Below are 23,471 nucleotides of genomic sequence, written 5' to 3'. Positions count from 1 at the left end.
CGCCTCCCGTCCACCGGGGTCCGTATCTGACGGACCGTGCGACCTGGCAGACTGCGGGCCTCATCGTCGTCTCCCCCGTGTCGTGAGCGGACCGCTCCACCGGGGAAGCGGCACGCGACTCCTGGAGGCCCACCATGGCGCAGCAGCCCGGACAGCCGGCGGTCCGCACGAGCGGACGGGCCCGCCGGCCACCGCACAGGTCCGGGAGCGGGGCGAGCGCCCGATGACGCTGTGCCCCACCCGGCGCGCCGATCCCGGCACGTTCGTCGTGCGCAGTACGCCCGCCGTGCCGACCGCGGCCGTACTGCTGCTCCACGGAGGCCGCGCCGACGGCCCCGGGCCGCCGCCCGCCCTCAACCTGCCCGCGCTGCGCATGCGGCCCTTCGCCGCCGCCGTGAGCCGGGCCGTCCGGGGCCGGGGCGTGCTGATCGCCGAGGTCCGCTACCGCCACCGGGGCTGGAACGGCGAGAGCGCCGACGCCGCCAGGGACGCCGAGAGCGCGCTCGTACGGCTCCGGGAACAGGCCGGGCCCGTGCCCGTCGTGCTCGTCGGCCACTCGATGGGCGGCCGCGCGGCACTCGCCGCCGCGGGAGATCCCGCCGTCCGCGGTGTCGTCGCCCTCGCGCCCTGGTGCCCCACCGACGAGCCCGTCGACCACCTGGGCGGCAGGCGCCTCTACCTGCTCCACGACGAGAGCGACCGCGTCACCTCGGCCCGCGCGTCCTGGGACTTCGTCCGCAGGGCCCGCGCCGCGGGCGCGGACGCGGCGGGCATCCCGATGCCGACGGGCGGCCACGCGATGCTGCGCGGCGCCCATCTGTGGCACCGGCGGGCGGCCGAACTCACGGCGGCGCTGCTGTCGCACGGGTGAGGGGTCGCGAGCGGTCGGGCCGGGGCGCCGACGGCCACCGCCGGGAGCCGGCTCGACGCCAGGGGGTGTCTTGTCGGCCGGGCCGGGCTCGCCGCTCCCTGATCCGGCCCGGTCGGCAAGACGCCTCTCTAGGGGGTGATCAGGCCGGCGCAGGCCGCGCGCGTCGCCCCGTGGACCGCTCGGGCCAGGCGGGCGCCCCACAGGGAGCGCGGGCCGGCGAAGGGCTGGACTTCGGCGCCTGTGGTCCTGCTGGGGCTGGTGGTGCCCGAACCGGCTCCGGTGCGAGGGCCGGAGTCGGCGCCGGCGCGCGAGGCGGTGGGCATCGGGGCGGCCACGCAGACCGTGTCCGTCGGGGTGCCCGAGGCGTCCGCGCCGAGCTCCACCAAGGCCTGCACCTTCGCCTCGGTGGCGGTGGCGACCGCGTTCACGAGGGCCGCGTCCGTGAGCGGGACCGGCAGGGACACGATGATGTTGATCGTGCCGGGGTGCGGGATCGTGAGGCCACCGACGCCCGGCGCCGCCGCCCAGCCCCGTACCCCTATGCCCGCGGTGACCACCGCCCGTACACCGCCGTCCTCGGCGTGACACCGGTCCGCGACCGAGGCGGCCGTCATCAGACCCACGCCCGCTCCGGTGAGCCCCGCCCCGGCGGCCAGGTCGCGGAGGTGGGCGACGGGATCGAGCCGGTCGTAGCCGGGCGGCACCTGGGCGTTGATCACCCACTCCCGCTCACCGATGCCGCCGCCGAGCACCGCACTCGACACCATGCGGACGCCCGGCCCCGGAGCCCACACCAGCAGGGGCCAGTCACGGCCCTGCTCGGTATGGGTGAGCAGAGCCGCGTCGGCGAGAGACACGCTGGTCAGAAGGGTTCGCGTAGGCACCCCCGCACCTTAAATCCTGCCGTCGGACTCCCGCATGCCCCGCCCCTCGGGCGACGGCGGGAGTGCGACGAGAGGACCCGGCCCGGTGCCCCGTGGATCAGGCGAGGCCGTCCCAGCCCCAGCGCGGTGTGGGGCCGGGCTCGCCGAGGTCCGTGCCCGGCGCGGAGGCCGAGACGTCCACGGCGATGCGGGTGCCCCAGTCGAAGTACTCCACCACCCGGCGGCGCAGCAGGGCGTCGTCCGGCAGCTCCTTCTCCACGGCCGCCGTCATCAACTCCATCCAGCGCAGCCGCTGTTCCTCCGTGATGCCGAGCCCGAGATGCGCGCGGAGCAGGGCCTGGTGTCCGCCGAGCTCCGTCGTGAACTGGGCGGGACCCGAGAACACCTCCGCCAGCCAGACGGCGACGTGCTCCACATGGGCCGCGGTGAAGTCGGCGAAGACGGGGGCGAGGAGGGGGTCGGCCAGGACCGCCTCGTAGAAGGTCTCGGAGAGCCGGCGCAGCGCGTCGGCGCCGCCCACGGCCTCGTACAGGGTGTTCGTGTGCTCGGCGGTCATGGAGGGCCTCCGGATCCGGGATGTGTCCTGCCAGCTTTCACACAACACGGCCCGGATCCAAGGATGTTCACTCTCGGCGAGGCGGGGGCGCGGCGGCCCCGCCGGGGTTCAGCACGGGGTGACGTCGGGGCGGGGCGCGGGGCACGCCCCGGGGGCGACCGTGTCCCAGGTCTCCGGCGGCCAGCGGCGACTCAGATGGCTCAGCTCCACGGCGATCGCCGCCCGCATCAGTTCGCGGGCGCGGTCCAGGCCCAGGGCGCCGCTCAGCCAGCGCGTGCTGAGTCCCTCCGTGAGGGCGGTCAGGCGCTCCGCGGAGGCCGTGAGAGTCGGCGCGGGAACGGCCGGGCAGGCCTCACGGAGCAGGGCCGCGACATCGTGGACCCAGGTCAGGCCGGCGCGGGCGAGCTCGGAGCGCAGCTCAGGGTCGAAGACCGCGCTGGCCCGCAGCTCGCCCCACGCCGTGCTGTTCTCCCGGACCTCGGGCAGGTCCTGGAACTCCAGGAGCAGCGAACGTTCCAGTTCCCCGGGAGCGTCGAAGGCCTCGCCCGACCCGAGGCCCGCCTCCTCATCCGCCGCCGTGTACCGATCGGCCCGGTCGCTGATGAACTCCAGCGTGTGGCGCAGGATGCCCGCCCGGTCCTTGAAGTGGTAGTAGATCAGCGCGGTGGACACCCCGGCCTCGACCGCCAGTTCCTCCACCCGCAGTCCGCGTACCCCGCGCCGCGCTATGACTCGGGCAGCCCCCTCCATGATCGCCGTCCGGCGGTCTGTGGCCACGTCGTGCCTCCTTGTCGTCGCTCGGAGTATCTCATGCTGACTGAATATTTAGTCGGATTCTCCGAGGGGCCCGTCGGTGGGGTCGGGAGGCGGTCTGGGCCTCGCGGCTCTCCGGCCGAGACCGGCTGGTGAAGCGCCCCAGAGGCCCCGTACGGGATCGACCGCGTCCGGGCACCGTTCGTGGGGGAGGGCGGGTCACGGGACCTCAGGACGCGGAATCTCAGGACGCGGAACCTCAGGACGCGGAACCTCAGGACGCGGAACCTCAGGACCCCGGAGCCGGCGGCGCGGCCGGGGCCGGACCCTCGGTCCAGGACCGCGTCACCTCGCCGAGCGCGCCGACCGCGTCCTCGGCCGACTCCCTGCCGCCGCGCACCGAGCGATTGAACTCGACGTGCAGGAACGGTACTCCGAGCGCGTCGGCCCGTACGCCCTGGACGTTCTTGCGGCCCTCCAGGCTGCCGCACTCCTCCCGGGCCGCGCGGCACACGGTCAGTCCGCGCAGGTCGAGGGCGTCCGCGAGCTGCTCCGCCTGCCGACCTGCCGCGTTCCCGCGACCGGTGGAGACGACCACGTCCCTGCCCGGCAGCGAGCCGTCGGCGAAACCGTGCACCTGCAGCGCCGGCAACCCCTGCCCGGCGAGCATGTCGCAGACCGCGTCGAACACGGTGTCCTCGCGGTGCGCGACATCAGCGGCGTCCCCCGCGCCCGCGTCGCGGTGCGCGCCCGCCAGGACCAGGACGCCGCGGGGCGCCGAGAGCAGGGTGTCGACGGCGAGCCGCTCGCTGTGCTGATCGGCGACCGGATGGGGCGCCTGCACGGTCCAGCGCGCCCGTCCGCCGTCCAGGCTCACGTACACACGCCCCCAGCCACGCTCCCGGGCCGCATCTGCGTCCTTGTCGGCCAGCTCGGCGAACTCGCGGCCGTGGTTCCGGTCCCGCAGGGTCCGCACGGTCCAGCCGACCTCTGCGAGCCGCTCGCCCGCCGCCGACAGCTCGCCGTCGAGGGTGAGGCGGACGCCGTCCGCCACCACACGGCGCTGCGCGAGATCGGGCCCCCGGTAGCCGCCGTCCGCGGAGAGCTGCCCGGTGAAGGCGGTGATCCGGCTCCTGAGGTCGACGACCTTCTCGGCCGACGCCCCGGACCCGGAGGGCCGCGTCGCCGACGCGCCGTCGGAGCCGTTCGAGCAGCCGGTCGCGCCGAGCGCGACGAGGGCCAGCAGGACCGCGCACGCCGCGGCGGAAGGACGTCGGGCGGTCGCCGCGGAGCGGGCCCCGGTCCGCAGACGGCGGCGCACGGCGCCCGCGCCTGGCTGAGGAGCTGAACCGGAGATGAACGAAGACCGCATGGCCTCCGATTCAACAGGACGCCACCCGCGTCCCGCATCCGGGTCCCCGCTCCGGGCGGTGCCACGGCGCTCGCGACGCCGCCACAAGACCCGGCGCCGCGCCGACATGCCGCTGCTCGGCGGCGTCCGCCCGCCGATGGCCGCCCTGCTCCTCGTACTGCTCGCCCTGGCCGGCACCACCGTCGTCCTTCTGCGCGACCAGGAGCGGGCCACCGTCGACAGGGCGGTGCTGACCGCCCAGGAGCGCATCGCCGAGGGCGGAGCGCTGGCTGCGCGCCCCGCCTCCGGCACCCTGACGGTGCCGGCCGCCGCGAGCGGCGACTCCCGCGCGACGGCCGTCGGTGAGGAAGCCGAGCGCGTCGCGGTTCTGCGGTCCGCCGCCATGGAGTCCCTTCGTCGTCCGGTGTCGCCGGTCATGGCCCGCCATCGTCTCACATTGACTGAAACTTTAGTTAAGGGCACGATGCGGGGAGCGTCGCTCGTCGCTCCGTTCCACCTGCCGAAAGAGCCACCGCATGTCCGCTCAGCTTCCCGGTGTACAGCCCGCCCATACGGCTCTGTCCTCCGACGACCCCCGCGAGATCGGCGGGTACCGCCTCCACGCACGGCTGGGCGCGGGCGGCATGGGCGTCGTGTACCTGGCGTACACCCCCGGAGGGCGTCCGATCGCCCTGAAGGCGGTGCGGGCCGAGTTCGCCGCCGACCCCGAGTTCCGCGAGCGCTTCGCCCAGGAGGTGGCCAGCGCCCGGCGGATCCACGGCCTGTTCACCGCGCAGGTGGTCGACCACGGCGTGGACGCCCGTACGCCGTGGCTGGCGACGGCGTACGTCCCCGGACCCAGCCTGCAACAGGTCGTCCAGCGGCACGGACCGCTCCCGGTGCGCACCGTCCTCCTGCTCGTGGCCGGTATCGCCGAGGCGCTGCAGGGCATCCACGGTGTGGGCGTCGTCCACCGTGACCTCAAGCCCGCCAACGTGCTGATCGCCGCGGACGGCCCCCGGGTGATCGACTTCGGGATCGCGCGGGCGGCCGACGCCACCGCGCTGACCGGGGCGGGCCTGCGGATCGGCACCGCCGCCTTCATGGCGCCCGAGCAGGCGCTGGGGCTCCGGGCGACGGCGGCGACCGATGTGTTCGCGCTGGGCGCGCTCGCCGTGTACGTCTCCGGCGGAGCACCGCCCTTCGGGAGCGGGCCGGAATCCGCCGCGCTGTACCGGGTGGTCCACGAGGCACCCGACCTGTCCTTTGTCCCCGCCGTCCTGCGCGACCTGCTCGGACGCTGCCTGGCCAAGCGCCCGGAGGACCGCCCCTCGACCGCCGCGCTGATCGCGGCCGTCCACGCCCATCCCGCCGTGGGGCCGCGGCCGGAGTTCGCCGACGACTGGCTGCCCCACCCCGTCAGCGCCGACCTCGCGGGCCACGGCGGGGGACCGGGGCCGCCCCATGTCCAGCCCACGGTCACGGCCACCGCGTTCTCCTCACGGAGCCCCCACGAGGCAGCCGACGCGGTGACCGGCTCCTCCGGTGGTACGAGCCCCGCCGGCAGTGCGGGTTCCCTCGGCGGTACGGGCACGGCTCCGCCCGGAGGGCCGGAGGTTCACCGGCCGGAGGCTCACCCCGGTGCTCGGGCGCACGCCCCTTCGTCGCGCAGGGCGCCCCGTCGTGGCGGCCGACTGCTCCTCACGGTCCTCGTGGCGCTCCTCGCGCTCGTCGTGGGCGGAGCGGCCGTCTACTACCTCGACCCTCCGCCGGAGGAGGGGCCGGATCCGGCCGGCGCCACCGGCGAACCCTCGGCGCGGCCGCCCATCAGCGTGCAGCCCTCCAGCGGCGCGCCCAAGCCGTCCGGTGCCGCCTCCTACACGGCCGGGTACACGGGCGTCACGCTCACCTCGCCCGACGCGTCGTACGAGTTCGATCTCACGACGGGCAAGGTCGTTCCCGGGGAGACGGCCGCCTGGTACCTCGCCCGCACGGACAAGGCGTTCGTGCTGCCCGAGGAGAGCGACGCCTTCATCGCGGGCGGCGACGCGCTGACCCCGGCCGACTGCGCCCGCGGGATCGAGTCGGAACCGGTGACGACGCTGCCGTTCGCCGAACTCGCCGACGAACGGCCCTTCTGCGTGCGCGGCGCGGACCAGAAGGAGATCGTGATCGCGCGCCTGGTCGAGGCCGCCGGGGACGGCGGCTCCGTGACCGTCGTCCTCGACCGGCACCGGCGCGACGGGTGAGCCGGCGACCCGTGCGCTCCGTCCCCAACAGCGCGCAGGGCGGGGGCCGGTCGGCCGCCCATGGGCCGCGGATCCGGCCGGATCACCGCCGGGTAGGGTGCGGACATGGCATCTCGTAGTACTCAGATCCTCGAAGCGGCAGCACGGGTCATCGCCCGTCGCGGGATCCGCGGGCTGCGGGTGGAGGAGCTCGCGGCCGAGGCCGGCGTCTCCACGGCCTTGATCTACTACTACTTCAAGGACCGCTCCGGGATCCTGCGCCACACACTGGAGTTCATCAGTCAGCGCGCCGAGCGCTACACGAGCGACCGCGACCCGGACGCCCCGCCGCTGAGCCCGCGCGAGGAACTCGAGGGCACGCTCCTCCTGGAGCTTCAGGACACCGTGGAGGTACGGGAGAACAGCGCGGCCTGGGGTGAGTTGAGGGCGAGTGCCGTCTTCGACGAGCTGCTCCGCGAGGACCTCGCCCGGGCCACCCTGATGTGGGCCCAGGACGTTGCCGTCCTCCTCGGCCAGGTGCGCCCCATGGCGTCCGCGTCGGCGCTCGCCGCCGCGGGGGAGCGGCTCACCGCCCTGCTGGAGGGACTGAGCATGCGCTGGCTCGGCGGCGGGATCAAGATCGACCACGCGCGCGCGTTGCTGCTCGGCGCGGTCGAGGCGGAGCTGACCGCGCTCCGCTGAGCGGGGGGCGCGTGCACGCGCCCCGCCGGAGCGCGCGCACGCGGTCCGCGGTCGCGCGACCAGACGTTCCTGGCGTGCGACCACGCGCGGGCCTTCACGTCCCCGCCCCTGCGCCTCACCGCTCCCGGGCGTCTCCGCCGTGACCGGCCCGGCGTTCCCTCCCAAGCATTGACTGTTTTTTCAGTCAATGCCACAGTGAGGGCGAACGGACTGCCGTCGCATCCGTACCCCGGCTCCCCCTGCCCGCCGGGCCCTCTCGGCCTTCGCCGCCCTGCGGGCCGCGGGGCCGTGACTCGGTCCGGCGGACCTGCGGCCCTCGGGCCGTTGGCCGTGTGAGGCTCGGGGCCCCGTGCTCCGGGGGGCGCCGACCCCCCCGGACGTCCGCCCTCGGCCGTCTCCGTCCCCTCTGGCCCGTGCCGTTCCGTTTCCGAGTGAACGACCCACGCATTCTCTCTTGACTGAAATTTCAGTCGAGGAGAAGATTCCATCCACCACGTACTTGTCCGTGGCCTGATTCGGCCTTGTGCCGCGCTTCCGCCACCGACCGGTATCTCTGGCGAGAGAAGAGAGTTCTCGAATGACCGCATTCCGTATGCCCGCCGAGTGGGCCGAGCACGAGGGCTGCCTCATGGCCTGGCCCACCCGCCCCGACCTCTGGGGCAGTGTGCTGAACGACGTCAAGGAGGAGTACGCGAACGTCGCCAGGGCCATCGCCGCGTTCGAGCCGGTGACGATGGTCGCCCCGCTCGGCCACGGCGACGACGCCCGCGCCCACTGCGGCAGCGGGATCACCGTCGTGGAGCTTCCCCTGGACGACTCCTGGTTCCGCGACTCCGCCCCGCTGTTCGTGCTCGACGGCGACGGGCGCCGCGCCGGCGTCGACTTCCGCTTCAACGCCTGGGGCCGCAAGCACCACCCGTACGACTCCGACGACCGGATCAGCGGTCTGCTCCTGGAGCACCTCGGTGTCGAGCGCATCGCCTCCGAGATGATCCTGGAGGGCGGGGCGATCACGGTCGACGGCGAGGGCACGCTGATCACGACCGAGCAGTGCCTGCTGCACCCCAACAGGAACCCCGGCATGAACCGGGACGAGATCGAGGCCGAGCTGACATCCCGTCTCGGCGTGACCAAGGTCGTATGGCTTCCGTACGGAGGCCTCCTGGACACGGAGACGGACGGCCACGTCGACGGCGTCTGCGCCTTCGCCGCGCCCGGCAAGGTCGTCGTCTCGCTGCCGGACGACCCCGCGCACCCCGACTACGCCCGGATGCGTGCCAACCGTGCGGTCCTGGAGGCCACCACCGACGCCCGGGGCCGGTCGCTGGAGATCGTCGACGTTCCGCAGGCCGCGTTCGTCGACGTGGCCGACGGCGAGGTCGAGGTGTCGTACCTGAACTACTACGTCGCCAACGGCGGCGTCGTCGTCCCCGTGGCGGGACTGCCCCAGGACGACGACGCGCTCGCGGTGATCGCCGCCGCCTACCCGGACCACAAGGTGGTCGGCGTGCAGGCGCTCGCGATCGCGTTCGGTGGCGGGGGAGTGCACTGCATCACGCAGCAGATCCCCGTCGCCCGCCCCCTCGCGTAACCCGGACCGGACCGATCGCTCCTGCCGGACCGTCCCCGCGGTCCGGCAGCCTCCCCCATCGCGTACGCACAGACCGTACGGAAAGAGAGCGCGACGATGACCACACCCGCACCCCGCACCGGCAGACGCGGCAGCGTCTCCCGGGGCCGTCCGTCCGGCGGCCGCCGCGCCGCCGCGGCCGCCCTCCTGACGACGGCGGCCCTCGTCGTGTCCTGCGCGGGACCGCCCAAGGACGGGGCGAGCACCGGCGGTGTCACCCTCTCGAAGACCACGCCCGCCGCCAAGGGCGGGATCGACTCCTTCACATGGGCCGTGTACGCGGAGCCGCCGACGCTCGACTACACCGTGGCGTTCGACTACCCGCAGAACACCATCCTGTCCAACGTCTGCGAGAGCCTGATGCGCTGGACGCCGGGGCTCACCCTCGAACCGGGGCTCGCCGAGAAGGCGTCCAACCCCGACCCGACCACCTGGGTGTACGACCTCCGCGGCGGGGTGCGCTTCCACGACGGCAGGACCATGAGCGCCGACGACGTCGTGTACAGCCTCGGCCGGCAGCGGGACCCGGACAACGCGGCGGCCTGGGCGCAGAACTTCGAGAACGTCGCCTCCATACGGAAGACGGGCCCGCTCCAGGTCACCGTCAAGCTCAGGAAGCCCGACTCCCAGTTCCCCCAGTACATGGCGACCGCCGCCGGTGTGATCGCCTCCAAGGCAGGGGTCGAGGCGGCCGGCAAGGACTACGGCACCTCGGGCGGACTCGCCTGCACCGGACCGTTCTCCCTCGGCACCTGGAACAAGGGCCAGTCCGTCGAGCTCGACCGCTTCGACGGCTACTGGGGGAAGAGGGCCAAGTCCGGCAAGGTCGTCTTCCGGTTCATGACGGACCCCTCCGCCCGTACGAACGCCATGCTCAGCGGCGAGGCCGACGGCGGATACCTCATCCCGACCGAGAGCTACGGCCGCCTCCAGGGCAGCGGCGTCGGCACCCTCTCCTTCGGCGAGGGCCTCAGCACCGTCAACGTCAACATCACGAACATGAAGGGCCCGCTCGGCGACGTCCGCGTCCGCAAGGCGCTCTCCCTCGCCCTGGACCGCTCCGGCTTCGTGAAGGCGGGACTCGGCGGCGCGGGCACCGTCACGAACTCGCTCACCACCCGCGCGGCCTGGACGGCCGGCTCGGAGCCCACCAGGAGGAAGGCCCTCGACGGCCTCCCGCAGATCACGCCCGACATCGAGAAGGCCAAGGCGCTGGTGAAGGAGGCGGGCGCCACCGGGAAGACCCTCACCGTCGCCACCAGCTCCATCGGCCAGGACGTCTCCCTGCTCGCCACCGCCGTGCAGGCCGCGGGGGCCCGGATCGGTCTCGACATCCGGCTCAGGACCATCGCGCCCAACGCGTTCACCGCGCTGTTCACCGACCCCGAGGCGCGCGAGGGCATCGACATGTTCCCGCTCACCTACTACGACTCGATCACCGACCCGCTCGACCTGCTGCAGAACTTCAAGACCGGCGCGTACATGAACTTCGCCGGCTACAGCGACACGACGTACGACGAGGGGGTCGCGCGGGCCACCGCCGAGTACGACCCGGACAAGCGCCTGACGATCGAGTCGGAGCTGCAGAGGCACGCCGCCGAGAACCTGCTGTGGATCCCAGTCGCCGAGTGGCCCACCGCCGTCTTCCTGAACAAGAGGATCACCGGCGCCCCCACCACCATCGCGTACATGTACTACCCGTGGGCCGCCGACGTGGGGGCCGCGCAGTGAACTTCGCGAGATTCGCCGTCCGACGGGTGACGGAGATGGCCGTCACCCTCCTCGTGGCGTCGTTCGTGGTCTTCGGCGCGATGTACCTGGCGCCGGGCAGCCCCGCGAGCTTCCTGCTCTCGGGCCGCTCGGCCTCGCCGGACGCGCTTGCCGCGATCAACGCCCAGTACCACCTGGACGACCCGTTCTTCGTCCGCTACCTCAGCTGGCTCAGGGACATGCTCCACGGCGACTTCGGGCGGTCCATCACGTACCGCGTCGACGTGTCCCGGCTCCTCGCCGACCGGCTGCCGACCACGCTGCTGCTGATCGCGATGGCACTGATCGTGGTGGTGGTGATCGGCCTGGTGCTCGGCTGGGTCTCCGCCGTACGCGGCGGAGCGACCGACTCCGCCGTCCTCGTCACCACCACGTTCGCCCTCGGCACCCCGTCCTTCGTCGCGGCCGTCCTGCTCCAAGCCCTGTTCGCGGTGAGACTCGGCTGGTTCCCGAGCGGCGGCGCCGGCGAGGGCCTCCTCGACGAACTCTGGCACCTGACCCTGCCCGCCATCGCGCTCGCGCTCTATCTGATCGGCATGCTCGCCCGGGTCACCCGCTCGGCGATGCTGGAGGCCCTCGACAGCGAGCACGTCACCGTGGCCCGCAGCCGGGGCGTCCCGGAGCGCCAGGTGATCCTCCGCCATGTCTTCCGCAACTCCCTCGGCACCGTCCTGACCACCGGCGGATTGATCGTCTCGACCCTCCTGGTCTGCACGATCCTCGTCGAGACCGCGTTCGGCATCGGCGGCATCGGCCAGCTCCTGGAGCTGTCGACGACCACCAAGGACTTCCCGACCGTCCAGGCCATCTCGCTGATCATCGTCGCCCTGTTCATGATCGTGAACCTCATCGTCGACCTGCTGCTCCCGCTGGTCGACCCGCGGATCACCCTCGGATCGAGGAGCTCCTCCGCATGACCGCCGTCCTCACCCGCCGGCCCGGCCTCGCCAAGCTCCGCACGGCCCGGTCGCCGCTCCACCTCGTCTGTCTGGGCTTCGTCGTCCTCGTCGTCGCCGGGGCGCTCCTCGCCTCCCTCGTCGTGCCGTACGACCCCAACGCCGTCGATCTCGGCAACGCGCTCGCCGGACCCTCCGCCGAGCACCTCCTCGGCGTGGACGCGGCGGGCCGCGACACCTTCTCCCGACTGCTCCTCGGCGCCCGCACCTCGCTGCTCGGCCCGCTCGGGGTGGTCCTCTTCTCCACCCTCGCCGGTGTCGTGATCGGCACGGCCGCGGCCTGGCGGGGCGGCTGGCTCGACTCGGTGCTCTCCCGCAGCACCGAACTCGTCTTCGCCTTCCCCGGCATGCTGCTCGCGATCCTGATCATCTCGATCTACGGGGAGGGGCTGCTGGCCCCGGTCATCGCCCTCGCCATCGCCTACCTGCCCTACGTCAGCCGGCTGACGCGCTCGCTGGTCCTCGCCGAACGCGAGCGTCCGTACGTCAGCGCCTATCTGGTCCAGGGCCATTCGGCGCTCCAGATCTGCCTGCGCCACATCCTCCCCAACATCGCCCCCATCGTCCTCGCCCAGTCCACCATCAACTTCGGCTACGCCCTCATGGACCTCGCCGGCCTCTCCTTCCTCGGGCTCGGCGTACCTGCGCTCACCCCCGACTGGGGTCGCATGGTCTTCGACGGGCAGACGGCCGTCCAGCAGGGCTACCCGCTGTCCGCGATCCTGCCCAGCGTCCTGATCGTGCTCACCGTCGTCGCGTTCAACGTGGTCGGAGAGCGCTGGGCCGACCGCGTCGCCAGGAGAGACCGATGAACACATCCGACAGGCCGGTGAACCACTCCGACAGGCCGGCACTCGACATCCACGGGCTCCGGATCACCCTGCCCGGCACGGCACGGCCCGTCCTCGACGGGATCGACCTCACCGTCCACACGGGGGAGACCGTGGCGCTCGTCGGCGAGTCCGGCTCCGGGAAGAGCATCACCTCCCGCAGCGCACTGCGCCTCCTGCCGCCGGGAGCCGTCACCGGGGGCAGCGTCCTCGTCGACGGCCAGGACGTCCTCACCCTCGACGCCGACCGGCTGCGCGCCCTGCGTACGGGCACCGTGGCCATGATCTTCCAGGACCCGCGGGCGGCCATCAACCCGCTCCGGCGCATCGGCGACTTCCTCACCGAGAGCGTCCGCGCGACCAGGACGATGACCGCGGCGCAGGCGACCGCGCGCGCCGTCGAACTCCTCGAAGCGGTGGGCCTGGACGACATGGCGCTGGTCAAGTACCCCAGCCAGGTGTCCGGCGGCATGCTGCAACGCGTCATGATCGCGGCCGCGTTGATGGGGGACCCGGCCCTGCTGCTCGCCGACGAGCCCACCACCGCCCTGGACGTCACCACCCAGGCCGAGGTCATCGCCCTCCTCGGCAAGCTGCGCGAACGGTTCGGCACCGGGCTGCTGTTCGTCACCCACGACCTCGACCTCGCGGCCGCGATCAGCGACCGGGTGTACGTCATGTACGCCGGGCGGATCGCGGAGAGCGGGCCCGCGGAAGAGATCTTCGCGCGGCCCCGCCACCCCTACACGGCGGCTCTCCTGGCCTCCACCCCCCGCCTGGAGAATCCGCGGGGGCGGCTCGCCGCCATCGACGGTCAGCCTCCGGACCTCCGGGTGACGCTCGACGGCTGCGCCTTCGCCGCCCGTTGCGCGCTCGCCACCGAACTCTGCGACCAGCAGGCCCCGGTGGCGCTGCCCGCCCCGGGGCGGCCGGGACACCAGGCCGCCTGTCACCACAGCGACCGGCTCGAAGGGAGCGCCGTCGATGCCTGATCACGCCGAGACCGCTGTGAACGCCGAGGCCACCGACAGCACGGAGCGCGCCGAGAACGCCGAGAGCGGAGCGAACGAGGAGCGCGCCTCGGACGGCGGGAAGTACACCGGGAGCGCGGAGAACGCCGTGACCTCCAGGGCGGCCGCACACCACGCCGAGGACGCCTGGTACGGCGAGAACGCCGGGGACGTCCTGGTCGTCAAGGGCCTGCGCCGTAGCTACGGAGCCGTACGGGCCGTCGACGACGTGTCCTTCACGCTGCCGCACGGCGGGTCCCTGGGCATCGTGGGGGAGTCCGGCTCGGGCAAGACCACCACGGCCCGGATCGTCGTCGGCCTGGAGCGGGCGGACGAGGGCGAGGTCCATGTGCGGGGCCGGTCCCGGACCGTGCGACGCCGCGGCCGCGCGCAGCGCCTCGCCCGTGCCCGCGAGGTCCAGATGGTCTTCCAGGACCCGCTGCAGTCCCTCGATCCGCGGACCAGCGTCGAGGCGGCCCTCCTCGAGACGCTACGGCTCCACTTCCCGGAGCGGGACCACGACCGGCGGGTGCGGGAACTGCTCGACCAGGTCGGTCTCGGGACGCGTGCCGCCGACGCGCTGCCCCGCCGGCTCTCGGGCGGCCAGCGGCAGCGCGTGGCCATCGCCCGGGCCCTCGCCGTGGAGCCGGCCGTCCTCGTCCTGGACGAGGCCGTCGCCGCGCTCGACGTGTCCGTGCAGGCACAGATCCTCAACCTGCTCGCCGACATCCGGGAGCAGACCTCGATCGGCTACCTCTTCATCACCCATGACCTGGGCGTGGTCCGGTGCGTCACCGACGACGTCATCGTCATGCGGCACGGCGCGGTCGTGGAGGCGGGGCGCACCGCCGAGGTGCTCGCCGCTCCGCAACACCCGTACACCCGGCTGCTCCTGGAGTCCGTGCCACGCCCCGGCTGGGATCCGGAGCGGATCGCGGCCGCCCGCCGGGCGCTGTAGGGCCGCCGAGGCCGGTGCGGAGGAGGGCCGTCGCCTCAGGCACCGGCGGCGAGCGTGTGGACCAGGGTCCGGAGGACCGCTCCGGCGTCGACGTCGGCGTCCAGGGACTCCACGGCGGCCAGTCCGTCGACGGCCGCGGCGACGGCCTCGCCCAGCGGCCGGGGATCGAGACCGTCACCGCGCTCGTCGGCGAGAACCTGGAATAGGGCGACGAAACAGGCGCGCCAGCGCCGGTACTCCGTCTCCAGCGACTGCCTGACCCGGTCGTCGTTCAACGCGTGCCAGTGCAGCGCGGAGTGGAGATGGGCGAGGTCCGTCTTCTCCGGCCTGCCGAGCAGGTCGAGCACCCGCTCGGCGCGCTCGGCGAAGGTGCCGGGGGCGGCGACGGCCTCTTCCAGGGGGGAGATCCACTCGGGGCGGATGTCCGTGACGACCGCGAGGACGAGGTCGGTCCTGTCCTGGAAGTGGTAGTGGCACATGCCGTGTGACACCCCGCAGAGCGCCGCCACGTTGCGCGTGGTGAACCGCTCGCTCATCTCGCCCGCGAGCAGGGTGCGGGCGGCCGCGATCAGCCGCGCCCGGGTCTGCTCGCCCTTCACCGAGGCCCGTGACCGGGCGGCCGGGCGGGCCGGGGGAGCGGTCGGGTTCGGAGTGTCCTTCGCGGATGCTGCCATGACCTCACTCTAGCCAGGCTCCACGCCCGCGATCTGCGGGTTTCGATGCTTCGTGCACCCGGTGACGGGCGCGTTCCAGCGGTTCCGGGGAATGCTGCGCACAATATTGACCGAGCGCTCGGTCAGTTTTACATTTCTGGCCAACCGCGGACCCTCCGCGGGGAGTTGAAGCAGGAGGCACACGTGAGCCGACCCGAATCCAGCCGACACGCACGCAGCGCTCTGAGCCGCCGGGGATTCCTCGCCGCCGCCGGTCTGACCGCCGCCGGAGCCGCCCTCGCCACGACCCGGTTCCAGGCCGGGGCCGCCACGGCCGCGGGCACCTTCCGCGTCCCGGTCGAGGACGTCCGCCACACCCGTACGTGGATGGCCTGGCCGGACAGCACGTCGATCTGGGGCAACACGCTGAGCGGCGTCCAGGCGGACATCGCCCTGATCGCCCGTACCGTCGCCACGTACGAACCCGTCGTGATGTGCGCCAACCCGGGCAGCGCCGCCAGGGCCCGTCAGCTGTGCGGCTCCACGGTCACCGTCATCAGCACCATCCCCGTCGACGACTGCTGGATGCGTGACTCGGGCCCCGTGTTCCGTACCGACGGAGCCGGTGGCCTGGACGCGGTCGGCCTCAACTTCAACGGCTGGGGCAACAAGCAGACCCACGCCAAGGACGCGCTCGTCGCCGGACGCGTCGCGTCGTACGTCGGCGTGCCGATCACCTACGCCGGCCTGGTCGGCGAGGGCGGGGCCATCGAGCAGGACGGCGCCGGTACCCTCATGGCCACCCGCAGCAGCCTCGTGAACCGCAACCGGAACCCCGGGATGACGGAGCGCCAGCTGGAGACCGCCATGTGCACGGCGTACGGCGCCTCCAAGGTCATCTGGTTCGACGGCGTCCGCGGCCAGGACATCACCGACGACCACGTCGACGCCACGTCCCGCTTCCTCGCCCCCGGCGAGGCCCTCGTCCAGATGCCCCTCGCGTCCGACAACGACGCCTACGCCCGGGACGCGCGCCAGCAGTTCAGCATCCTGTCCGCCTCGACGACCTCCAGTGGCGTCCCGATGGACACGATGCGCCTCCAGGGCCCGGACTACTACAAGATCCGCTCCGGCAACCCCGAGTTCCTGGCCTCCTACGCAAACTTCTACCTCTGCAACGGCGCCGTCATCAGCGCCCACTTCGGGGACACCCGCGCGGACCAGGCGGCGAAGGCCACCCTGCAGAACCTCTACCCCGACCGGGTCATCGAGCAGCTGAACATCGACCGCCTCGGCACCGGTGGCGGCGGCATCCACTGCGTCACCCAGCAGCAGCCCGTCCGCTAGCGAGCGGGGCACGGCGGCCGAGGCCGAAACGGGCCCGCGGAGATCCGGAGATCCCTGACGGGCGTCCGGTCGGATCGTGGCGAACCCGCCCGCCCCGACCGGACGCCCCGACCGACGAACGGCCCGGCCCGCCGGCGCACGGCCTGGTCATGGCCGGCAGGACCTACCGGGCGCGGCACCGCCGGACGGCCTCTGATCGGAAGCCCTAAGGAGCGGATAGTTTGGGATCATGCTTACAGAAGTGACGGCAACCCGCTATGTCACGCCCTTGCGTGAGGGCGGCTCGCTGCCCGGGATCGTCGAGGCCGACGATCTCGGCACCTATGTCATGAAGTTCACCGGGGCCGGCCAGGGGCGCAAGACCCTGGTCGCCGAGGTCGTCTGCGGACAGCTCGCCCGCCGGCTCGGTCTGCGGGTGCCCGAGCTCGTCACCATCCAGCTCGACCCGGTCATCGGACTCTCCGAGCCTGACCAGGAGGTGCAGGAGCTGCTCAAGGCGAGCGGTGGTCTCAACCTGGGCATGGACTATCTCCCCGGTTCGCTGGGCTTCGACCCGCTGGCGTACGAGGTGGACCCCGTCGAGGCCGGCCGGGTCGTCTGGTTCGACGCGGTGATCAACAACGTCGACCGGTCCTGGCGGAACCCGAACATGCTCGTCTGGCACGGCGACCTGTGGCTCATCGACCACGGCGCCACCATGATCTGGCACCACAACTGGCCCGGCGCCCAGGCGTCCGCCGCCAAGCCGTACGACGCCTCCGACCACGTGCTCGCCCGCTACGCGCCGGACGTCGCCGCCGCGGCCGCCGAGCTCGCCCCGCTCGTCACCCGCGAGCTGCTCGACGAGATCGCCGCCGACGTGCCCGACGAGTGGCTCGTCGACGAGCCCGGATTCGACACCGCGGACGACGTGCGCGCCGCCTACGTCGCGGCGCTGCTGCCGCGGGCCGCCACCATCCACGAGCGGATCACGCTCGGTCCGCGGACCGAGAGCCGGCCGCAGCAGCCGCCGGGCTGGCTCGCCGAGCGCCTCGCGCCCCGGACACACTCCACCGAGAAGGACACCACCCCGTGACCGACCGCGATGTCTTCGAGTACGCGCTGCTGCGCGTGGTGCCGCGGGTCGAGCGCGGCGAGTGCTTCAACGCGGGCGTGGTCGTCTACTGCCGCGCCCGGTCCTACGTGGCCGCCCGTACGCACCTGGACGAGGCGAAGCTGTCGGTGCTGGACCCGGCGGCCGACGTGACCGGGGTGCGGGCCGCCCTGCGTGCCGTCGAGGGGGTCTGTCTGGGGGGTGACGCCGCCGGCCAGGCGGCGGGCGACGACGCAGGACGGCGCTTCCGCTGGCTGATCGCGCCGCGCTCCACGGTCGTCCAGCCGGGGCCGGTCCACACGGGTCTCACCGCCGACCCGGAGGCCGAGGTGGAGCGGCTGCTCGACCTCCTCGTGCGCTGAGTGCGGCCCTGTCGCGCGGCCGAGCCCGCCCGTGCCGTGCGGCCGGGCGGGCCGCCTGTCTCCGCCCTCGGCGACGGGGAGTGACCGGGTGCACCCGGTGGGCCGTTGACACCGGGTGCCAGGGCTTCTAGCGTCTCGTTCTGCGGACGATACTAAGCGGTCGCTCATGTGCGGGACGCAGGAGCGGGTGACCGGTTCGACCGCGACCAGGGACGATCCAAGGGCGAGGAGAACCAAGCATGTCCACCACCGAGCAGCGCGTAGCCGTCGTCACGGGTGCCGCACGGGGTATCGGGGCCGCCACGGCGCTCCGCCTCGCGGCCGAGGGCCGCGCCGTCGCCGTACTCGACCTCGACGAGGCGGCCTGCAAGGACACCGTCGAGAAGATCACCGCCGCGGGCGGCACCGCCCTCGCGGTCGGCTGCGACGTCTCCGACAGCGCCCAGGTGGAGGCCGCCGTCGCGCGGGTCGCCGCCGAGCTCGGCGCGCCGACGATCCTCGTCAACAACGCGGGTGTGCTGCGCGACAACCTGCTGTTCAAGATGTCGGAGTCCGACTGGGACCTCGTCATGAACGTGCACCTCAAGGGCGCCTTCCTGATGGCGAAGGCCTGCCAGAAGCACATGGTGGACGCGGGCTTCGGCCGGATCGTCTCGCTCTCCTCCTCCTCGGCCCTGGGCAACCGCGGCCAGGCCAACTACTCGGCCGTGAAGGCCGGCCTCCAGGGCCTCACCAAGACCCTCGCCAAGGAACTCGGCAAGTTCGGCATCACCGCCAACGCCGTCGCCCCGGGCTTCATCGTCACCGAGATGACCGCGCAGACCGCCGAGCGCGTCGGCATGGGCTTCGAGGACTTCCAGGCCGCCGCCGCGTCCATGATCCCGGTGCAGCGGGTCGGCCGCCCCGAGGACGTCGCCAACGCGATCGCCTTCTTCGCGGGCGACGACGCCGGCTTCGTGTCCGGCCAGGTCATGTACGTGGCCGGCGGCCCGCTCAACTGACGACCGGCATCGAGAGGAGCACGGCAGACATGACCGCACAGGCAAGGCCGGAACCGTCCGGCAAGGTCGCCCTCGTCACCGGCGCCAGCCGGGGCATCGGCTACGGCATCGCCGAGGCGCTCGTCGCCCGCGGCGACCGCGTCGTCATCACCGGGCGCGGCGAGGAGGCCCTCAAGGAGGCCGTCGAGCGCCTCGGCGCCGACCGGGCGATCGGCGTCCCCGGCAAGGCCCATGACGAGGCCCACCAGGCCGCCGCCGTCGAGGCGGCGATGGACGGCTTCGGCCGGGTGGACTTCCTGATCAACAACGCCGGTACGAACCCGGTCTTCGGCCCCATCGCCGACCTGGACCTCGGGGTGGCCCGCAAGGTCTTCGAGACCAACGTGGTCTCGGCGCTCGGCTTCGCCCAGCGGACCTGGCACGCCTGGCAGAAGGATCACGGCGGGGCGATCGTGAACATCGCCTCGGTCGCCGGTGTCTCCGCCTCGCCCTTCATCGGCGCGTACGGAATCAGCAAGGCCGCGATGATCAACCTGACCATTCAGCTGGCGCATGAATTCGCCCCGCTCGTCCGGGTCAACGCGATTGCCCCGGCGGTCGTGAAGACGAAATTCGCGCAGGCGCTGTACGAGGGCCGGGAGGCGGAGGCGGCCGCCGCGTACCCGCTCGGCCGGCTCGGCGAGCCCGAGGACATCGGTGGCGCGGCCGCCTTCCTCACCTCGTCCCAGTCGGAGTGGATCACCGGTCAGACCCTCGTGGTCGACGGCGGGATTTTCCTGAACGCCGGAGTCGGGTGACCGATAACCGGACACTTTCCGGATTCCGTGTCCGGATTGAACCCGGTTATACGTCGAATGCCTCAAGTGCCCCGTCAGGCTCGAACATTGACCTGACGGGGTGCTGCGGTATCGTCGGCCGACCCGTGGCTGAACGAGGAGCGTGCACGTGTTCAACCGGACCAGTCTGCAGGCCGCTGCAGCCCTTGTGTCCATATCCCTGGTAACCGGATGCAGTGTCTTCTCGGACAGTGATTCGGCCGGGGATCAGAGGATCGTCGTCGGTACGACGAGCTCTCCCACCACGCTTGACCCGGCTGCCGCCTGGGACAATTCGTGGGAGCTCTTCCGGAATGTCTTCCAGACCCTGGTGAGTTTCCCGACAGGCAGCACGACCCCGGATTCCGATGCCGCGGACTGCAAGTTCTCGGACACCTCCAGCCGGGTCTTCGAGTGCAAGCTCCTGGAGGGCCTCACGTTCTCCAACGGACACAAGCTGGACGCCAAGGCCGTGCAGTACTCGATCGAGCGCATCCGCACGATCAACTTCAAGGGCGGCCCGAACGGCATGCTCGGCTCGCTCGACAAGATCGAGACCGTCGGCGACCGGACCGTCGTCTTCCGGCTCAACAAGTCGGACGCCACCTTCCCGATGGTCCTCGCCACACCGGCGATGTCCCTCGTGGACCCGGCCGAGTACCCGGCCGACCAGCTCCGCAAGGACGGCAAGCTCACCGGTTCGGGGCCGTACGTCCTCGACTCGTACACCGAGCGCGAGTCGGCCGAGCTGACCAAGAACCCCACGTACAAGGGCTTCGCCGACCGTAAGAACGGCGGCGTGACCATCCGGTACTTCGACGAGTCCGAGGCGATGGTCGCCGCGCTCAAGAAGAAGGAGATCGACGCCACCTACCGCGGCCTCACCGCCGAGGAGGTCATCGAACTCCAGGACGACAAGCCCGAGAACCAGGGCCTGCAGATCGTCGAGTCGACCGGCGCGGACATTCGCTACCTGGTCTTCAACACCCAGGACCCCACGATCGCCAAGCCCGCGGTCCGCAAGGCCATCGCGCAGGTCGTCGACCGCGACGAACTGGTCAGCAAGGTCTACCAGGGCACCGCCGAGCCCCTGTACTCCATGGTGCCCAAGGGGATCGCCGCCCACACCACCAAGTTCTTCGACCGCTTCGGCGACCCGGACGCCAAGAAGGCCAAGAAGATCCTCCGTGACGCCGGCATCACCGAGACCGTCGAGCTGAACTTCTGGTACACGACGGACCGCTACGGCTCCTCGACCGCCGCCGAGTTCAAGGAGCTCAAGCGCCAGCTGGAGGAGACCGGCCTCTTCAAGGTCACCATCGAGGGCAAGCCCTGGAAGGACTTCCAGGCGGGTTACCAGAAGGGCGAGTACCCGGTCTTCGGCCGAGGCTGGTTCCCCGACTTCCCGGACCCGGACAACTTCGTGGCGCCGTTCGTCGGCAAGGAGAACGTCCTCGGCACGCCGTACGTGAGCCCCAGGATCACCGGCGAACTGCTCCCGAAGTCCCGCCGCGAGAGCGACCGCGGGACCGTCACGGACGAGTTCGTGGAGGCCCAGGAGATCATGGTCCAGGACGTCCGGCTGCTGCCCCTGTGGCAGGGCAAGCTGTACATCGCGGCCCGTGACGACATCGGCGGCGGTGAGGGCGCGCTCGACCCGCAGACCGTCATGCAGCTCTGGGAGCTGAGCCGCCGGGCCAGCTGGTAGGACCCGGGGCCGGCAGGAGCCGGGAGCCCGCGGGGGCCACTGTCAGTGGCCCCCGGTAGGTTCGGGGACGAGTAACAGGAACGTCCACCGGAGGTTGTTGACCGTGACCGACACCAGCATGCTGCCCGAGTCCTGGCGGGGTGTTCTCGGCGAGGAGCTGCGGAAGCCGTACTTCGCCCAGCTCACCGAGTTCGTCGAGGAGGAGCGCGCCGCGGGACCGGTCTTCCCGCCGAAGGACGAGGTGTTCGCCGCCCTCGACGCCACCCCGTACGACAAGGTGAAGGTCCTGATCCTCGGTCAGGACCCCTACCACGGCGAGGGTCAGGGCCACGGCCTCTGCTTCTCGGTCCGGCCCGGGGTGAAGACCCCGCCCTCCCTGCGGAACATCTACAAGGAGATGCAGGCCGAGCTCGGCCACCCCGTCCCGGACAACGGCTATCTGATGCCGTGGGCCGAGCAGGGCGTCCTCCTGCTCAACGCCGTGCTGACCGTCCGCTCCGGCGAGGCGAACTCGCACAAGGGCAAGGGCTGGGAGAAGTTCACCGACGCGGTGATCACCGCCGTCGCCTCCCGCCCCGACCCCGCCGTCTTCGTCCTCTGGGGCAACTACGCCCAGAAGAAGCTGCCCCTCATCGACGAGGAGCGGCACGTGGTGGTCAAGGGCGCCCACCCCTCGCCGCTCTCGGCGAAGAAGTTCTTCGGGTCGCAGCCCTTCACCCAGATCGACGCGGCCGTCGCGGCTCAGGGACACGAGCCGATCGACTGGCGCATCCCGGACCTCGGCTGAGCCTCGGCCCGATCCGGCCCCGGTGCGGCTAGCGTCGGCTCTCCCAGTGGGTGAGCGGGTGGAGGTCGCGGTGACCGAGCAGCAGCAGGTGTCGGACGACGGGGTCATGACCAGGATCGGGCAGGCGATGATGCTGCTCCACGGTGGTGACCGCGAGGAGGCACGCAACCGCTTCGGGCTGCTCTGGCAGCAGATCGGCCCGGACGGGGACCCCCTGCACCGGTGCACCCTCGCGCACTACATGGCCGATGCCCAGGACGACCCCGACACCGAGCTGGCCTGGGACCTGCGGGCCCTGAGCGCGGCGGAGGGCCTCGCGGAGGAGCGGCTCGCCGAGCACGGTTCCGCGGTCGCCCTCCGGGCGCTGTACCCCTCGCTCCACCTCAATCTGGCCGCCGACTACGTCAAGCTCCAGCGGCCCGACGCCGCGCGGGTTCATCTGGACCGGGCCCGCGCCGCATCGGACCACCTCGACGACGACGGCTACGGGAACGGGGTGCGGGCCGCGATCGAGCGCCTGGACCTGCGGCTCCGGGCCATGTGAGGGCCGGGGGCCTCGCGGGCCCCGTGCCCCGGAGCCTCAGGGGCCGTAGGCGCCGTGGCAGATGCGTGACGGGTCGCTGTCGGGTGCCCAGCCGCCGAACCGCTCGCCCAGGTCGCAGACGTCCGTCCGGGAGACCGGTGCGTTCCTCGGCAGCTCGGCCGGTTCCGCCGGGAGTTCGGGCAGCGGCCGGGTCTCCGGACGCGGACGCTCCGGCCGTGGCGGCACGGACTCGGCGCGCGGCGCGGCGGGACGGGCAGGAGCCGCCTCCCGCCGGCGCGTGTCGGGTGGGGGTGTCGCGCGGGGCGTGGCGGACGGCGGGGGAGCGGGGAGCGCCGCCTCCAGGGCGTCGAGGGCCGGTCCCTCGACGATCTGCGGAGCCACGTCCTGGCCGGGGCGTACGGTCTCCGCGACGGGCGCGGGGGCGGGGGCCGTCGGCGGGGTGTCCACCGCGACGCAACCCGTGAGGGCGGCCACGGCCGCCCCCACCAGGATCTTCGCTGTTGTTCGGGTTCCATGCACCCGCGCAACTCTGCGGGTCCGGTGGTGATCTTCGCGCCCCTACCGGCGGGGAATGCCCCGCACGGGTGAGCCGACGCGGCACCGTCCTTGACCCCGCGCGGGACCTGCTTCGTCGTCGTGGGCACGCCGGCGCGCCCATGGTC

24 protein-coding genes are annotated in these 23,471 nt (G+C 72.4%); 17 read left to right on the top strand and 7 right to left on the bottom strand.

Features of this window, described 5'->3' with window-relative positions:
* Positions 1–82: 82 nt before the first annotated feature.
* Entirely contained in the window at positions 83–871 is a 789-nt protein-coding gene (locus OG392_RS06185; protein ID WP_443054689.1) for an alpha/beta fold hydrolase, read from the top strand.
* Positions 872–999: 128 nt separating this feature from the next.
* Here OG392_RS06185 and OG392_RS06180 read toward each other — a convergent pair whose 3' ends face one another.
* The 5 genes from OG392_RS06180 to OG392_RS06160 all read right to left on the bottom strand — a co-directional run bounded on the left by OG392_RS06180 (position 1,000) and on the right by OG392_RS06160 (position 4,863).
* A complete protein-coding gene (locus OG392_RS06180) occupies positions 1,000–1,755 on the bottom strand; it encodes an adenosylcobinamide amidohydrolase (RefSeq protein WP_329276443.1) in 756 nt (251 codons plus the stop codon).
* Between the two features lie 97 nt (positions 1,756–1,852).
* Positions 1,853–2,311, bottom strand: a complete 459-nt coding sequence (locus OG392_RS06175) for a group II truncated hemoglobin (protein ID WP_329276441.1) — start codon at positions 2,309–2,311, stop codon at positions 1,853–1,855.
* A 108-nt stretch (positions 2,312–2,419) separates the two neighbouring features.
* A complete protein-coding gene (locus OG392_RS06170) occupies positions 2,420–3,061 on the bottom strand; it encodes a TetR/AcrR family transcriptional regulator (RefSeq protein WP_329287096.1) in 642 nt (213 codons plus the stop codon).
* Between the two features lie 292 nt (positions 3,062–3,353).
* Complete coding sequence (locus OG392_RS06165) at positions 3,354–4,385, bottom strand: hypothetical protein (RefSeq protein ID WP_329276439.1); 1,032 nt, start codon at positions 4,383–4,385, stop codon at positions 3,354–3,356.
* Between the two features lie 61 nt (positions 4,386–4,446).
* Positions 4,447–4,863 (bottom strand): hypothetical protein, encoded by a 417-nt coding sequence (locus OG392_RS06160; RefSeq protein ID WP_329276437.1) that lies wholly within the window; start codon positions 4,861–4,863, stop codon positions 4,447–4,449.
* 88 nt (positions 4,864–4,951) lie between these two features.
* On the opposite strand from OG392_RS06160, the gene OG392_RS06155 reads away from it, so the two are divergent.
* From OG392_RS06155 to OG392_RS06120, 8 genes are all read left to right on the top strand, one after another.
* Positions 4,952–6,664 (top strand): serine/threonine-protein kinase, encoded by a 1,713-nt coding sequence (locus tag OG392_RS06155; RefSeq protein ID WP_329276435.1) that lies wholly within the window; start codon positions 4,952–4,954, stop codon positions 6,662–6,664.
* Positions 6,665–6,769: 105 nt separating this feature from the next.
* Positions 6,770–7,345 carry a TetR/AcrR family transcriptional regulator gene (locus OG392_RS06150; RefSeq protein ID WP_329276433.1) on the top strand — a complete coding sequence of 192 codons (576 nt, stop codon included), beginning with the start codon at positions 6,770–6,772 and terminating at the stop codon, positions 7,343–7,345.
* 577 nt (positions 7,346–7,922) lie between these two features.
* Positions 7,923–8,936, top strand: a complete 1,014-nt coding sequence (locus OG392_RS06145) for an agmatine deiminase family protein (RefSeq protein ID WP_329276431.1) — start codon at positions 7,923–7,925, stop codon at positions 8,934–8,936.
* A gap of 96 nt (positions 8,937–9,032) precedes the next feature.
* Positions 9,033–10,706, top strand: a complete 1,674-nt coding sequence (locus tag OG392_RS06140; RefSeq protein ID WP_329276429.1) for an ABC transporter substrate-binding protein — start codon at positions 9,033–9,035, stop codon at positions 10,704–10,706.
* On the top strand, positions 10,703–11,662 hold the full coding sequence (locus OG392_RS06135; protein WP_329276427.1) for an ABC transporter permease: 960 nt from the start codon (positions 10,703–10,705) through the stop codon (positions 11,660–11,662). The genes OG392_RS06140 and OG392_RS06135 overlap by 4 nt, the downstream gene beginning before the upstream one ends.
* Positions 11,659–12,513, top strand: coding sequence for an ABC transporter permease (locus OG392_RS06130; protein WP_329276425.1), 855 nt, complete (start codon positions 11,659–11,661; stop codon positions 12,511–12,513). The genes OG392_RS06135 and OG392_RS06130 overlap by 4 nt, the downstream gene beginning before the upstream one ends.
* A complete protein-coding gene (locus OG392_RS06125) occupies positions 12,510–13,523 on the top strand; it encodes an ABC transporter ATP-binding protein (RefSeq protein ID WP_329276423.1) in 1,014 nt (337 codons plus the stop codon). The genes OG392_RS06130 and OG392_RS06125 overlap by 4 nt, the downstream gene beginning before the upstream one ends.
* Positions 13,516–14,499: an ABC transporter ATP-binding protein gene (locus OG392_RS06120; protein ID WP_329276421.1), complete on the top strand. Its 984-nt coding sequence runs from the start codon at positions 13,516–13,518 to the stop codon at positions 14,497–14,499. Before OG392_RS06125 ends, OG392_RS06120 begins: the two co-directional genes overlap by 8 nt.
* 35 nt (positions 14,500–14,534) lie before the next feature.
* On the opposite strand, the gene OG392_RS06115 is transcribed toward OG392_RS06120, so the two are convergent.
* Complete coding sequence (locus tag OG392_RS06115) at positions 14,535–15,173, bottom strand: TetR/AcrR family transcriptional regulator (protein WP_329276419.1); 639 nt, start codon at positions 15,171–15,173, stop codon at positions 14,535–14,537.
* A gap of 183 nt (positions 15,174–15,356) precedes the next feature.
* Between OG392_RS06115 and OG392_RS06110 the strand changes: the two genes are divergently transcribed.
* The 8 genes from OG392_RS06110 (at position 15,357) to OG392_RS06075 (ending at position 22,809) form a co-directional block, all read left to right on the top strand.
* The gene (locus OG392_RS06110; protein ID WP_329276417.1) at positions 15,357–16,499 is read left to right on the top strand and encodes an agmatine deiminase family protein; all 1,143 of its coding nucleotides are present in this window, start codon (positions 15,357–15,359) and stop codon (positions 16,497–16,499) included.
* A gap of 229 nt (positions 16,500–16,728) precedes the next feature.
* Positions 16,729–17,574 carry a HipA family kinase gene (locus OG392_RS06105; protein WP_329276415.1) on the top strand — a complete coding sequence of 282 codons (846 nt, stop codon included), beginning with the start codon at positions 16,729–16,731 and terminating at the stop codon, positions 17,572–17,574.
* Entirely contained in the window at positions 17,571–17,954 is a 384-nt protein-coding gene (locus OG392_RS06100; protein WP_073902014.1) for a DUF3037 domain-containing protein, read from the top strand. Before OG392_RS06105 ends, OG392_RS06100 begins: the two co-directional genes overlap by 4 nt.
* A gap of 239 nt (positions 17,955–18,193) precedes the next feature.
* Complete coding sequence (gene fabG / locus OG392_RS06095; protein ID WP_030316526.1) at positions 18,194–18,955, top strand: 3-oxoacyl-ACP reductase FabG; 762 nt, start codon at positions 18,194–18,196, stop codon at positions 18,953–18,955.
* 29 nt (positions 18,956–18,984) lie between these two features.
* A complete protein-coding gene (locus tag OG392_RS06090; RefSeq protein WP_329276410.1) occupies positions 18,985–19,752 on the top strand; it encodes an SDR family oxidoreductase in 768 nt (255 codons plus the stop codon).
* Between the two features lie 148 nt (positions 19,753–19,900).
* The gene (locus tag OG392_RS06085; RefSeq protein ID WP_329276408.1) at positions 19,901–21,478 is read left to right on the top strand and encodes an ABC transporter substrate-binding protein; all 1,578 of its coding nucleotides are present in this window, start codon (positions 19,901–19,903) and stop codon (positions 21,476–21,478) included.
* Between the two features lie 103 nt (positions 21,479–21,581).
* The gene (ung, locus tag OG392_RS06080) at positions 21,582–22,265 is read left to right on the top strand and encodes a uracil-DNA glycosylase (RefSeq protein ID WP_329276406.1); all 684 of its coding nucleotides are present in this window, start codon (positions 21,582–21,584) and stop codon (positions 22,263–22,265) included.
* Between the two features lie 70 nt (positions 22,266–22,335).
* A complete protein-coding gene (locus OG392_RS06075; protein WP_329276404.1) occupies positions 22,336–22,809 on the top strand; it encodes a hypothetical protein in 474 nt (157 codons plus the stop codon).
* A 36-nt stretch (positions 22,810–22,845) separates the two neighbouring features.
* On the opposite strand, the gene OG392_RS06070 is transcribed toward OG392_RS06075, so the two are convergent.
* Positions 22,846–23,328: a hypothetical protein gene (locus tag OG392_RS06070; RefSeq protein ID WP_329276402.1), complete on the bottom strand. Its 483-nt coding sequence runs from the start codon at positions 23,326–23,328 to the stop codon at positions 22,846–22,848.
* Positions 23,329–23,471: the final 143 nt, after the last annotated feature.

It is taken from the genome of Streptomyces sp. NBC_00691 (genome assembly GCF_036226665.1).
Classification (GTDB): Bacteria; Actinomycetota; Actinomycetes; order Streptomycetales; family Streptomycetaceae; genus Streptomyces.
This window is presented reverse-complemented; position numbering and strand designations above follow the sequence as displayed.